Source organism: Reinekea marina (genome assembly GCF_030409715.1).
GTDB classification, from domain to species: Bacteria; Pseudomonadota; Gammaproteobacteria; order Pseudomonadales; family Natronospirillaceae; genus Reinekea; species Reinekea marina.
The window spans coordinates 233,167-245,323 of record NZ_JAUFQI010000001.1 but is presented as its reverse complement, the minus strand read 5'-3'; the positions used below and the strand labels follow the sequence as shown (position 1 = coordinate 245,323).

At 44.6% G+C, this 12,157-nt stretch carries 14 protein-coding genes; 8 read left to right on the top strand and 6 right to left on the bottom strand.

Annotation, left to right across the window (positions count from 1 at the left end):
* Positions 1 to 13 precede the first annotated feature (13 nt).
* Positions 14 to 178 carry a hypothetical protein gene (locus tag QWZ13_RS01395; protein ID WP_290280168.1) on the bottom strand — a complete coding sequence of 55 codons (165 nt, stop codon included), beginning with the start codon at positions 176 to 178 and terminating at the stop codon, positions 14 to 16.
* On the opposite strand from QWZ13_RS01395, the gene QWZ13_RS01390 reads away from it, so the two are divergent.
* From QWZ13_RS01390 to QWZ13_RS01370, 5 genes are all read left to right on the top strand, one after another.
* Positions 150 to 1,157 carry a BMP family lipoprotein gene (locus tag QWZ13_RS01390; RefSeq protein ID WP_290280167.1) on the top strand — a complete coding sequence of 336 codons (1,008 nt, stop codon included), beginning with the start codon at positions 150 to 152 and terminating at the stop codon, positions 1,155 to 1,157. The two genes, QWZ13_RS01395 and QWZ13_RS01390, sit on opposite strands and share 29 nt — an antisense overlap.
* 224 nt (positions 1,158 to 1,381) lie before the next feature.
* Positions 1,382 to 2,380, top strand: coding sequence for a BMP family lipoprotein (locus QWZ13_RS01385; protein WP_216000772.1), 999 nt, complete (start codon positions 1,382 to 1,384; stop codon positions 2,378 to 2,380).
* Between the two features lie 122 nt (positions 2,381 to 2,502).
* Positions 2,503 to 4,062: an ABC transporter ATP-binding protein gene (locus QWZ13_RS01380; RefSeq protein ID WP_290280166.1), complete on the top strand. Its 1,560-nt coding sequence runs from the start codon at positions 2,503 to 2,505 to the stop codon at positions 4,060 to 4,062.
* Positions 4,059 to 5,180 carry an ABC transporter permease gene (locus tag QWZ13_RS01375; RefSeq protein WP_216000770.1) on the top strand — a complete coding sequence of 374 codons (1,122 nt, stop codon included), beginning with the start codon at positions 4,059 to 4,061 and terminating at the stop codon, positions 5,178 to 5,180. The genes QWZ13_RS01380 and QWZ13_RS01375 overlap by 4 nt, the downstream gene beginning before the upstream one ends.
* Before the next feature lie 103 nt (positions 5,181 to 5,283).
* Positions 5,284 to 6,300 carry an IS110 family RNA-guided transposase gene (locus QWZ13_RS01370; RefSeq protein WP_290283236.1) on the top strand — a complete coding sequence of 339 codons (1,017 nt, stop codon included), beginning with the start codon at positions 5,284 to 5,286 and terminating at the stop codon, positions 6,298 to 6,300.
* Here the strand turns inward: QWZ13_RS01370 and QWZ13_RS01365 are convergent.
* Both QWZ13_RS01365 and QWZ13_RS01360 read right to left on the bottom strand, forming a co-directional pair.
* Positions 6,282 to 6,497: a hypothetical protein gene (locus QWZ13_RS01365; RefSeq protein WP_290280165.1), complete on the bottom strand. Its 216-nt coding sequence runs from the start codon at positions 6,495 to 6,497 to the stop codon at positions 6,282 to 6,284. The two genes, QWZ13_RS01370 and QWZ13_RS01365, sit on opposite strands and share 19 nt — an antisense overlap.
* A 12-nt stretch (positions 6,498 to 6,509) precedes the next feature.
* Complete coding sequence (locus tag QWZ13_RS01360) at positions 6,510 to 6,716, bottom strand: hypothetical protein (protein ID WP_290283438.1); 207 nt, start codon at positions 6,714 to 6,716, stop codon at positions 6,510 to 6,512.
* Here QWZ13_RS01360 and QWZ13_RS01355 point away from each other — a divergent pair.
* Together QWZ13_RS01355 and QWZ13_RS01350 are read left to right on the top strand one after the other, a co-directional pair.
* Positions 6,628 to 7,572 carry an ABC transporter permease gene (locus QWZ13_RS01355; protein WP_290280164.1) on the top strand — a complete coding sequence of 315 codons (945 nt, stop codon included), beginning with the start codon at positions 6,628 to 6,630 and terminating at the stop codon, positions 7,570 to 7,572. The two genes, QWZ13_RS01360 and QWZ13_RS01355, sit on opposite strands and share 89 nt — an antisense overlap.
* Positions 7,573 to 7,670: 98 nt before the next feature.
* Complete coding sequence (locus QWZ13_RS01350) at positions 7,671 to 8,606, top strand: isopenicillin N synthase family dioxygenase (RefSeq protein ID WP_290280163.1); 936 nt, start codon at positions 7,671 to 7,673, stop codon at positions 8,604 to 8,606.
* 34 nt (positions 8,607 to 8,640) lie between these two features.
* Here QWZ13_RS01350 and rsgA read toward each other — a convergent pair whose 3' ends face one another.
* The 3 genes from rsgA to QWZ13_RS01335 all read right to left on the bottom strand — a co-directional run bounded on the left by rsgA (position 8,641) and on the right by QWZ13_RS01335 (position 10,314).
* A complete protein-coding gene (rsgA, locus tag QWZ13_RS01345; RefSeq protein WP_290280162.1) occupies positions 8,641 to 9,702 on the bottom strand; it encodes a ribosome small subunit-dependent GTPase A in 1,062 nt (353 codons plus the stop codon).
* A 106-nt stretch (positions 9,703 to 9,808) separates the two neighbouring features.
* Entirely contained in the window at positions 9,809 to 10,003 is a 195-nt protein-coding gene (locus QWZ13_RS01340) for a hypothetical protein (protein ID WP_290280161.1), read from the bottom strand.
* Complete coding sequence (locus QWZ13_RS01335; RefSeq protein ID WP_290280160.1) at positions 9,988 to 10,314, bottom strand: hypothetical protein; 327 nt, start codon at positions 10,312 to 10,314, stop codon at positions 9,988 to 9,990. The genes QWZ13_RS01340 and QWZ13_RS01335 overlap by 16 nt, the downstream gene beginning before the upstream one ends.
* Here QWZ13_RS01335 and QWZ13_RS01330 point away from each other — a divergent pair.
* A complete protein-coding gene (locus QWZ13_RS01330) occupies positions 10,307 to 12,139 on the top strand; it encodes an ABC transporter ATP-binding protein (RefSeq protein ID WP_290280159.1) in 1,833 nt (610 codons plus the stop codon). The genes QWZ13_RS01335 and QWZ13_RS01330 overlap by 8 nt on opposite strands.
* The last annotated feature ends 18 nt before the right edge of the window (positions 12,140 to 12,157 follow it).

Genomic DNA, 12,157 nt, shown 5'->3' with positions numbered 1-12,157 from the left:
AGACTGACGATTCTCAATACTGTCTTGCATTGTTTTTGATATCGTCGAAATAACTGTATAATCGGTCAATCTTTGGACAAGGTCGTTGAGATAAAATGCATGGATGTAAATTGACGTGGCTGTACCAACTCCTTAATGAGAAAAATAATATGAACTTAAAATCGATCGCCTGCGCCATAGTTGCTGTAATTGCACCGTTAGCGTTGGCCAGTAACCCAGCGGTGGTCTATACCGAGGCGCCTAAATTCGACAGCTCATTTAATGAGGCCATGTATCGCCAAGGGGTTGTGCCGTTTAAGGCCGAATATGGTCGAAATCTCGTTGAGGCGAACCCGAGTTCTCCGGATGAATTTGTCGGTCAATTGACCAATTTAGCAAAGCAGGGTCGTAGCCCTATTATTGCATTGGGGTTTTCTTTCGCATCGGCTCTTCAAGAAGTTGCGCCACAATTTCCCGATACTCAGTTTGCTATTATTGATTCCGTAGTCGATTTACCCAATGTTCAATCAATTGTGTTTAAAGAGCACGAAGGGTCATTCGTGGTTGGCGCGTTAGCGGCGTTAAAAGCAAAGGGCGATAAAATTGGTTTCATCGGTGGTGTAGATTTACCTTTTATTCGCCGTTTTGGTTGTGGCTACGCACAAGGTGCCGCCTATATTAATGATGATATTCAAGTGTATTTGAGTATGGCTTCTACCGATTTTTCGGGCTTTTCGATTCCGGAAAAGGGTAATGAACTGGCCAGTAAAATGATTACTCAAGGTGTCGAGGTGATCTATGCCGCCGCCGGTGGTACTGGGAATGGGGTTTATGAAGCAGCGGCCAACCATTCTAATGTATACGCTATCGGCGTAGATTCTAATCAAAACTTTTTACATACCGGCACCATGTTAACGTCAATGGTTAAGAACGTTGGCATTGCTGCGTATAACGTTCTGGAAGATGCTGAAAAAGGCATTTGGAACCCAGGTGTTACAGAGCTTGGTCTCGCCGAAAATGGTGTTGATTGGGTGTTGGATATTTTCAACCGCGGTTTGGTTTCAAAAAGCGATGAGAAAAAGATCAACAAAATTCGCGACGCTATTAAGTCGGGCAAAATTAAAGTGGTCGATTACAACGCCACCAACCAGTGTCCGGTGCCTTTTATAGAAGGCTAGTGAATAAAATTAGGCACGATCGAAGTTGATTTCATTTATGAATAAAAGATGAATGAAAGTTGACTTGAGCGATGTAACTGGTCATTCAGCGTGTATAATGAAAAAGAATTTTAAGCAATTCCATTGACCATATGGTCAACAAAGCTTAAAGTGGCATCGCCACCAAATGGTATGCCACGCGTAAACTAGAAACACTAACAATAAATACGTATAGAGGACTCTCCATGAAAGCATTATTAACTTTAGCTGCATCTACCGTTATCGGTATGTCTGCATCTGCCATCGCAGCAGACTTTAACCCAGCGGTTGTTTACGATACCGCAGGTAAGTTCGATAAATCATTCAACGAAGCTGTATTCCGTAACGGAGCTGAGAAGTTCTCTATGGATAAAGGCGTTGCCGTTCGTGAATTTGAACCACAAAACGAAGAGCAGCGTGAACAGGGTCTTCGTCGTTTAGCGAGTCGTGGCAATAGCCCAATCGTTGCCGTTGGTTTCAACATGGCTTCTTCAGTAACTAAAGTTGCGGCTGAGTTCCCAGATAGCCAGTTCGTCATCATTGATATGGTTGTTGATCTACCAAACGTTCAGTCTATTGTTTTCTCTGAGCATGAAGGTTCTTTCCTAGTGGGTGCATTAGCGGCACTTAAGTCTGAATCAAACACTGTAGGCTTCGTAGGCGGAATGGACATTCCTCTTATTCGTAAGTTCGCATGTGGTTATGAGCAAGGTGCTAAGCACATTTCTGGTGACATCACTGTATTACAAAACATGGCAGGTTCTACGCCAACAGCATTTAATGACCCTGCTCGTGGTTCTGAGCTTGCTAAGTCTCAAATCTCTAAAGGCGCAGACACTGTATTCGCAGCTGCTGGTGGTACCGGTATCGGTGTTTATCAGGCCGCTAAAGACGAAGGCGTTTTCGCAATTGGTGTAGATTCAAACCAAAACCACATCCAGCCAGGCACAATGTTAACGTCTATGGTTAAGCGTGTTGGTGTTGCAGCTTACGGTGCTTGGGAAGATGCTCAAAACGGTGAGTGGACTCCAGGTATTCAGGTTCTTGGTCTAGCAGAAGGTGGTGTTGACTACGCGGTTGATCAGCACAACGAAGCACTGATTTCTGCAGATGAAAAAGCGAAGGTAGATGCAATCAAAGCTGACATCATCGCTGGTAAGATCAAGGTTCACGACTACATGTCTGACAACACTTGTAACTACTAAGATCGATTAAAATTAAGGCATTGGCTTAAGAGCCAATGCCTTTTTTCGTATCTGGACTATTAAAAAACAGACCACTGTTCTTTAATCGTCTAGTCTTTCAATAACCAACTATCAGGTGCGTCATGACAACTCAACTCGCAATAGAGTTGCGTGGTATCGACAAGCGTTTCGGTGCCGTTCACGCAAACAAATATATCGATCTGAAAGTCGAAAAAGGAACCATTCACGGCATTGTCGGAGAAAATGGTGCCGGCAAATCGACCTTAATGAGTATTATCTATGGCTTCTATGAAGCCGATGAAGGCGATATTCTTATCGATGGCGAAGTTACCCGAATCAGCGATTCAAAAGTGGCCATTGCTTCAGGCATCGGCATGGTTCACCAACACTTTATGTTGATTCAAAACTTTACCGCCCTAGAAAACGTTGTATTAGGCGCTGAGAGCGGCGAGTTAATCGATAAAAGTCTTGATAAAGCTCGTGCAGAGTTAAAACGCCTAGCCGATGAATATGGCTTAGATGTGCCTTTAGATACACCGGTTCAAGAGCTGTCTGTGGGTATGCAGCAGCGCGTCGAAATTTTAAAAGCTCTGTACCGAGGCGCTAAAATCTTAATTTTAGATGAGCCGACGGGCGTACTTACGCCACAAGAAACAGAGCATCTATTTAAAGTATTAGCCTCGCTGAAAGAGCAAGGCAATACCGTTATGTTGATCACCCATAAGTTACAAGAAATTATGGCCGCCACAGATAACGTTAGCATTATGCGTCGTGGTGAAATGGTGGCTCATGTTAAAACCGCCGAAACCAGCCGTGAAGACTTAGCTGAATTAATGGTCGGCCGTAAAGTTCTGTTGCGTGTTGATAAGCAACCTGCAGAACCAAAAGACGTATTGCTAGACGTTAAAAACGTCTCATTGAAAAACGATGCCGGCGTTGTTCGCCTTGATAATGTGAGCTTCAACGTGCGTGCTGGTGAAATTGTTGGTGTTGCCGGTGTCAGTGGTAATGGTCAGTCTGAGCTTTTAGATGTTATCGCTGGGATTGAGCCTTTGCAAAATGGTTCTATCGACATTAACGGGCATACCATCACTAAAGAAAACCCGTTAACACCCTCTGAAATACGCGACATAAAAGTGGGTCACATTCCTGAAGACCGACATAAGATGGGTTTGATTAACTCTTTCCCTGCGGAACAAGCCTATATTCTTGGTTTCCATCGCCATCAAGACTACAACGGTAAATTACTCACGAAAGTCGAAGCCATTACCGAAGACTGCAAAGCCAAAATGGAAAAATGGGATGTGCGTCCTCAAGACCCAAATCTCAAAGCCGCAAATTTCTCTGGTGGTAACCAGCAAAAACTAGTCATTGCACGAGAAATGGAACAAGACCCCGATGTACTTTTGGTTGGTCAGCCTACTCGTGGTGTTGATATCGGTGCAATTGAAACCATTCACCAACGCGTTATCGATATGCGAGATGCCGGCAAAGCCGTGTTGCTCATTTCCGTTGAGCTTGAGGAAATCATGAGCTTAGCGGATCGAATTTTGGTGATGTTCGATGGACAAATCGTCGGTGAAGTACCGGCCGATAAGGCAAATGAACAAATCTTAGGATTAATGATGGCCAATATTGTGCCTGATGAAGTTAAAGCACTGCAGCAGGAGACCAACGTATGAGTGCGCAACGAATTCCCGCGTGGATCTATGTAGTCATTATCCCCATCGTTAACATCATGTTAGCGGCGCTCGCAGCCGGTATTATGTTTTGGTACTTAGACATTAACCCAATTGAAGCTGTAAACACGATGGCCTATGGTGCCTTTGGTGATTCTTACGGCTGGGGTTATACCCTTTATTACACAACGAGCTTTATTTTTACTGGCCTAGCGGTGGCGGTTGCCTTTCAGGCGGGCTTATTCAACATTGGCGGCGAAGGCCAGGCCTATGTGGGTGCATTGGGCGTAGGCATTGTCTGTTTAGCCTTAGGTGACGTACTGCCTTTCATCATTCTGTTACCGCTTAGCATTATGGCGGCGGGCATTTTTGGTGCAGCATGGGCTTATATTCCAGCCTTTTTACAAGCTAAGCGTGGCTCTCACATTGTAATTACGACCATTATGTTCAACTTCATTGCAGCATCTTTGATGGGTTATCTATTAGTAGAAGTCTTCAAAGTTGAAGGCTCGATGTCAGTTGAAAGTGCGGTCTTTGCTCAATCGGCTTGGATTCCAAAAATATCTGAAGTGCTTTCGCCTTTAGGCATAAACCTGCAGCGCTCACCTTTAAACCTATCAATAGTTTGGGCATTAATATGCTGTGTGGGTGTGTACTTCTTTATGTGGCGTACCCGTTGGGGCTATGAAATTAGAGCCACTGGGCAAAACCCAAGTGCGGCTAAATACGCCGGTATCCCGCTTGATAAAACTATTATTATGACCATGCTGGTTTCTGGCATGTTAGCCGGTTTCTTCGCGCTTAACGTGGTTCAAGGTGAAGCCCACCAAATTAAACTGAACCTTGTCAATGGCTTTGGATTTACAGGTATTGCGGTAGCATTAATTGGCCGAAACCACCCAGTGGGTATTATCTTAGCAAGCTTGTTATTTGGTTTCTTGTATCAAGGTGGCGGTGAGTTGCAGTTTGAATACGGCGTTGACCCTCGCATAATCGTCGTCTTACAAGGCTTAGTTATCTTGTTCTCTAGTGCCTTAGAAAACATGACAAAGCACCCTGTTGAAAAAGCGTATTTAAAATTGTCTGCGCTGTTAACTAAACCAGATGCGAAGGAGGCTTAATCATGGATAATGGTATGGACCCACCCCACTTCCCTATCGGCCTCATAATGGGCCAAAATGGAAGTTGAACACAAACCATTTAACAGAAGCGGAGTGGGTCGATATGAAGATTACAACGATTGGGTTAGATATTGCAAAGTCTGTTTTTCATCTGTTTGCTACCAACCGGATGGGCAAGCTGGTTAAGAAAAAGCAGCTGCGTCGAAAAGAGGTTTTGGCTTACATGGCAAACTTAGATCCGTGTTTAATTGTGATGGAAGCCTGCGGCGGCGCCAACTACTGGGCGTGGGCGTTTATTGCGCAAGGTCATCAGGTCAAACTTATCGCGCCGCAGTACGTCAAGCCGTTTTTAAAAGGTAATAAAAACGACTACAACGATGCTGAGGCAATCGCTGAAGCCGCGCAGCGGCCAACGATGCGCTTTGTGCCTATCAAGAGTATTGAGCAACAAGATGTACAGAATTATCACTGCCGCCGTGAACGTCTTAAAAAGGCCCGTACCGGATTGGTCAATCAGGTACGAGGGTTACTGGCGGAGTATGGGATTGTGATTAACCAAGGGATTGCCTCTGTACGCCGAACATTGCCGGAAGTATTAGAAGATGCAGAAAATGGTTTAACGGTTATGGCACGAGAGCTCTTTGCCGACTTGCTCGACGAGCTGTACGAACTGGATCAACGACTGCACATCTGCGAGCAAAGGATAAAAGCAGTGAACAAAGAGAACGAGACCTGTAAACGCCTAGAAGGCGTGTTGGGCATCGGCGCAATAACCGCCAGTGCATTGTATGCGGCTGCAGGCGATGGCAAAAACTTTGTGAATGGTCGTCATTTTTCTGCGTGGATTGGCCTCGTACCTGGGCAACACGCCAGTGGCGGCAAGGCAGGTTTACTTGGGATCAGTAAACGGGGTAACGGCTACTTACGCACTCTATTGATACACGGTGCTCGCGCAGTACTCATGCATTCGGCCGGCAAGATCGATCGCTTCAGTTGTTGGGCACAAGCACTGTTGGCGCGCCGCGGGCATAATAAAGCCTGTGTCGCTGTAGCTAATAAACTAGCACGTATTGCTTGGGTAGTTATGGCCCGAGAAGAGAGTTACCGCTTAGCGGTATAGAAGCAAACGCCAGCCAAAGGCTGGCAATATAATAAGAGAAAGTAATTACCTTTCACTTCAGTTGCAAAAGACAGATTGATCGGATGGTGAGATAGGTCAGACCGGCTCATCCGAACCCTTACACGCGCATTGGCCTTCGAGGCCGTATGGATGATGAGGGGGTTGAGCGCAGATAACCATCGGGGCCAGGAGGTCAAAAACACCTTCAGTCAAAGGCCGGATATATGAGAGCAATGATTTTCTCTCACATGATGATCAAATATGTCTTGCAAACGGGGTGGGTCCATATAAGCGTTCACTAATTTAATCCTTATTTTAGATGCAACATTGCGTGTAGCAACGCCTCTAATCTTTGCGGCTTTGGCCGGTATGTTTTCAGAACGATCTGGTATCGTAAACATTGCTTTGGAAGGCAAAATTTTGGCATCGGCCTTTGCCGGTGCTGCTGCGGCCTATGTAACCAACTCACCTTGGATGGGCCTTTTGGCCGGTGTAATGGTTTCGGTTGTATTTGCAATGATGCACGCATTTGCAACGGTTACTCACAACGGTGACCAAGTCGTTTCTGGTATGGCCATTAACATTTTAGCGGCCGGTTTAACGGCTGCACTGGGTAATTACTGGTTTAAGCAAGGTGGTAACACGCCAAACCTAGTAGATTCTGCGAATGGCATTAATGCTCGCTTCGAACCACTTAATTTTCCGTTTGCCGATGCGTTAGCCGATGTTCCTATCATTGGGGGTATTTATTCCGAGCTGATCAGCGGGCACTTTTTGCTGGTCTATGTGGCACTTATCATGGTTCCGATTACCTGGTTTATATTATTTAAAACACGCTTTGGCTTGCGCCTTCGAGCCGTAGGTGAAAACCCATCGGCTGTAGATACCGCGGGTATTTCTGTTACCACCATGCGTTATTCTGCCTTGTTAATTTGTGGTATTCTGGCTGGTTTGGCCGGTGTTTATTTATCGGTTGCGGTAACGGCTCAGTTCTTACCGAACATGAGTGCGGGTAAAGGTTATATGGCCTTAGCGGCGCTAATTTTTGGTAAATGGCATCCTCGTGGCGCACTGTTAGCCTGCTTAATGTTTGGTATCTTGCAAGCTATTGCAGACAGAACTCAAGGAGCCGCTATTGGTACATTTACCATCCCAGTGCAGCTGATTGAAGCATTGCCATACATCTTAACGGTCATCCTATTAGGTGGCTTTATTGGCCGAGCTGTGGCACCAAAAGCTATTGGTAAACCGTACGTGAAAGAGCGTACCTAATATAACTGAATTCACCCAGCGTTAGATTGGGGCTTCACTGAGACAACCTGTCTTGAGCCAAGCTCTTGGCAGGTTTTTTTTAATAAGGCGAAATAACAATGACTCAACCCACCGTACCAACACTTGATATCTCTAGTTTTGCGAAAGACCAAGATGCGTTCGTTGCCCAACTAGGCGCAGCCTACCAAGAATGGGGCTTTGCGGGCATTCAAAACCATGGTATTTCTACAGACCTCATTCGACGTGCCATGGCTGTTATGGAAGCGGTTTTTTCGTTGCCAGAAGACACTAAAAAACAGTACTTTAAAGACAACGGTGGTACTCGCGGTTATACGCCTTTCGGAACTGAAATTGCTAAAAACGCAGACCATGTAGATTTAAAAGAGTTTTGGCACGTAGGCCGTGAAATTAGCGGAACACCACCGTACCCGCAGTTGACGCCGAATGTATGGCCTGAAGAAGTTCCTGAGTTTAAGCCGGTCATGTTAGAGCTGTTTACCGAGCTCGATAAGCTGGCCAATACAATGTTAAGAGCATTTGCGTTATTTATAGGTGAAAAAGCGGATTTCTTTGAAGACAAGGCAAACTGGGGTAACTCAATTTTACGCCCATTACACTACCCGCCTATTACCGATCCGAGCTTACCGAATGTTCGTGCTGGTGCACATGAAGACATTAACCTTATTACGTTACTGGTCGGTTCCGAGCAAGAAGGTTTAGAAGTGCTCAGTAAAAAAGGCGAATGGGTTGGCATCTCAATGATCGAAGGTACGATTATTTGTAACGTTGGTGACATGCTGCAACGTTTAACCAATAAAGTGCTGCCTTCAACAACGCATCGAGTGGTGAATCCAAAAGGCGAAGCTGGAAAAACGTCACGTTACTCGATTCCGTTTTTCATGCACGCCAATCCAGATATGTCTTTAGATTGCTTGCCTCAATGCGTCACCGAAGAAAATCCGAAACAGTTTGAACCCACGACGGCTCATGACTACCTAATGGAACGCTTACGAGAAATCGGCCTGGTAAAGTAAGGCAGTTAAAGGGGCGCTAGCCCCTTTTTTAATGCTAGTACTTTAGCGTTTTCTTTTGCTTAAGATGGTTGTTTATCATCTTACCAAATTGCCGGTGCTTCTCACGTTGTTGCCATTTATTACTGGCTGCGAAGTCTGCTTCTCTTTGTAGTTTGAGGTAGTTCGACCAGCGGCGCATTGTCAGTTCGCCAGCCTCAATGGCCTCTTGAATGGCACATCCTTCATCACCTTCATGTTGACAATTACGAAACTTACATCGCAACTTCAAAGCTTCAATATCATCGAATACTTCAGCAATGCCATCGCTCACATCCGTAATTCTAAGCTCTCTCATACCGGGTGTGTCTATTACCCAAGTCCCCGTCGGAGAAAGGTGCATTGATCGATCCGTTGTAGTGTGCCGTCCTTTGGCATCATCTACCCGAATGCCTTGGGTCGCCTGTGCCTCTCTACCCAGAACTGCATTCGTAAGCGTAGATTTTCCCACACCAGAGGACCCAACAAAGGCAATGGCATCACCTTTGACCAGCCAAGGTTTAAGGTGGTCAATCGCTTCTTCAGATAAAGCATCCACTACCACCACGGGTGTGTTTACATGTATGCTTTTTGCTTGGGCTTCATAGTCTTCAACACTGTTTGTCAGATCGGCTTTTGTGAGAACAATCACTGTCGGAATTTTTGCCTCTAATGCCAGAGCCAAATAGCGTTCTAACTTACTGACGTTAAAGTCTTTATTGCACGAGCTAACTAAAAACAACGTATCAACATTTGCGGCTATCGATTGAGGTTTTGGGTTGCTGCCAGCCGCCGTGCGTTTTAAATAACTTAAACGCTCGAATACACGTGCACGACTGTGTTCAAAATCTACCCAAACCCAATCCCCTACCGTGGGTCGAAACTCTGGATCATCTTTTTGATCAAATAATCTGAGAGGCAATAATGACTCGCCTTGTTCAGATAAAACGCCGATAACATCCCGTTGAGCACTAACAACGCGAGCAACATAGCCTTGTTCTAAATCTTCTAACGTTAATTGTTGTTGTAAAATAGGTCGCCAACCGAGATCGGTCAGTGACATTTTATTTGGATTGTTCAATGGTATAACCCCAAATTAATAAAATTAAAAAGGGTCATCAATAGATGGCCCGATGCAAAAGTTAAGCACCGAGAAGCTGAAGGTAATTTTTAAAAAGAGTGTTAAATTACGCGCCAGATCCTAAGTGCGTTTTGTTTAATACAATCATATTTAACCCTCCGAATTGAGAAAACGCCGTGAAAAAGGCGATAGAAATTTGGCGTGATACTGCGCCTTTCAAATTTAAAATGCAACACTGATTTAAAAAGTTTTCCAAAAAGCGCTTGCCTTTTTGAATGGCTTGTTCTAACTTTGTCGACACTCAGTTGCACATTGTGCAAAACACTCACCCGTCTTACGGCATATTTTAATGATTAGTTTTAAATAGGAATAACCAAATATGACTATGTTAATCACAGTACCATACGGCGCCTTTGCAGCGCTTGGAAATACCTTCTGACGGGTAGCTAATCGTTTGTCGATTGCCCGTCTGATAAATTCGCGGGCTTTCGAATACGACCAAAAACTATTAATCGTATTTTTAAAAAGCTCGCTAAATTGCGGGCTTTTTTGCGTGTTGGTGTTGTGAAAAAGTCTTAGAAAACAAAGCATTAAGGAAGATAACGTGAACAAGAAAGCTTCACAGCGTAATCAAATATTAATAGATTTAATTCATCAAAAAAAATGGCCCTACCTCGGCGCAATTATTAGCGTGGGTATTGCCAGTTACTTTATGTTTCTAGTACCAACCATTGGTAAGTTAGTGATAGATCGAGTCATTACCGAGCCGCGTGTTCACAATGGTGACAAGATTGATGCCGTAATTAGTTGGGTCGGTGGGCCAGATGCCCTAGCCAACCAACTTTGGTTAGCCGGTTTGGCCATTGTCATCGTTACAGCATTGAGCGGTCTTTTTATGTACCTCAAAGACTACCTCGCCGCAGGTGCTTGCGAAACGACGGTTCGAGAACTGAGGAATAAACTCTACCATCATTTACATCACATCGATGAGCGCTATTTAAATAATGCCGACAGTGGTGACATTCTTCAGCGTTGCACATCCGATATTGATACATTGCGAGAGTTTTTAACCATGCAAGTGATGAATATAGGCCGAACCATTATTTTAATGGCCGTCGTTATTCCACTGATGTTTATGCAAAATGCGTGGCTTACGGTTCTTTCACTCATATTGGTACCTGTAGTTTTATACTACGGCATGGTGTTCTTTGTAAAAGTTCGAGAATTGTTTCAGAAAGTAGACGAAGCCGAAGGCGAACTGACTACCATAGTCCAAGAAAACCTTACCGGTATTCGAGTGGTACGCGCTTTTGCTCGCCAAGACTATGAGTGTGAAAAATTTGATGAAAAAAATGCGCGATACAGTGATTTAAACTACAAACTTATTTGTATGTTTGCCAACTTCTGGTCGCTCTCAGATTTATTGTGTATTGCGCAGAGCGGCATTGTTCTCATCGGCGGAGGCTGGTTAACCGCGCAAGGTCATATTTCGTTCGGTACCTACTTTGCATTCATTGGATACACCAATTTGTTAATTTGGCCGATTCGACAGTTAGGCAAAGAACTCAGTGAAGCTGGCAAAGCCACCGTAGCGATTGGCCGAATTCAAGAAATATTAGAAGCGCCAGAGGAAGAAGAACTCCAGAATGTTACGCCTTTACCAGACCGAATCATGGGGGCGATAAAATTTGAGAATATACACTTTCAGTACGATAAAGATCGCCCAGTGCTCACCGACGTAAGTTTTGATGTTGCCCCTGGAGAAACCATAGCCATTGTAGGTCCTACCGGTGCTGGTAAGAGTACCCTGATCCAATTGCTGATGCGTTTACATGATTATGAACAAGGGTCTATTTCAGTAGATGGTATTGAACTGAGTTCAATTGCTCGAAAGGATATTCGTCACCAAATAGGCACACTACTTCAAGAGCCGTTTTTATTCAGTCGAAGCTTACGTGAAAACATTAAGTTCAGTCACTTAGAGGCCAGCGATGGCGCAATGGTTCATTCGACAACAGCGGCGGCTGTTCATCACACTATTGAAAGTTTCCAAGGTGGTTATAGCACCGTCATTGGTGAACGGGGTGTGAGTTTAAGTGGTGGCCAAAAGCAACGGGTAACTTTGTCTCGTACTTTATTAAATACGCCACCCATTTTGGTGCTAGATGACACGCTCAGTGCTGTAGATGCCTCGACTGAGCAAAAGATTATCTCGGCCTTGCATGAGAAAAAGGGTGAGCAAACGCTGCTCATAATTACGCATCGAATCAGTGTGTGCCAAAAGGCAGACCGAATAATTGTGATGCAAGACGGTCGGATTACTGATCAAGGAACGCATAACGAATTGACTCATCGAGATGGTTTTTACAATGAGCTATGGGAAATTCAAAGCGACCAAAAAGACCAATTTGAATCGGAAATTAAAGTAACGGTTTAAGCTGTTACGGAGAAGGAA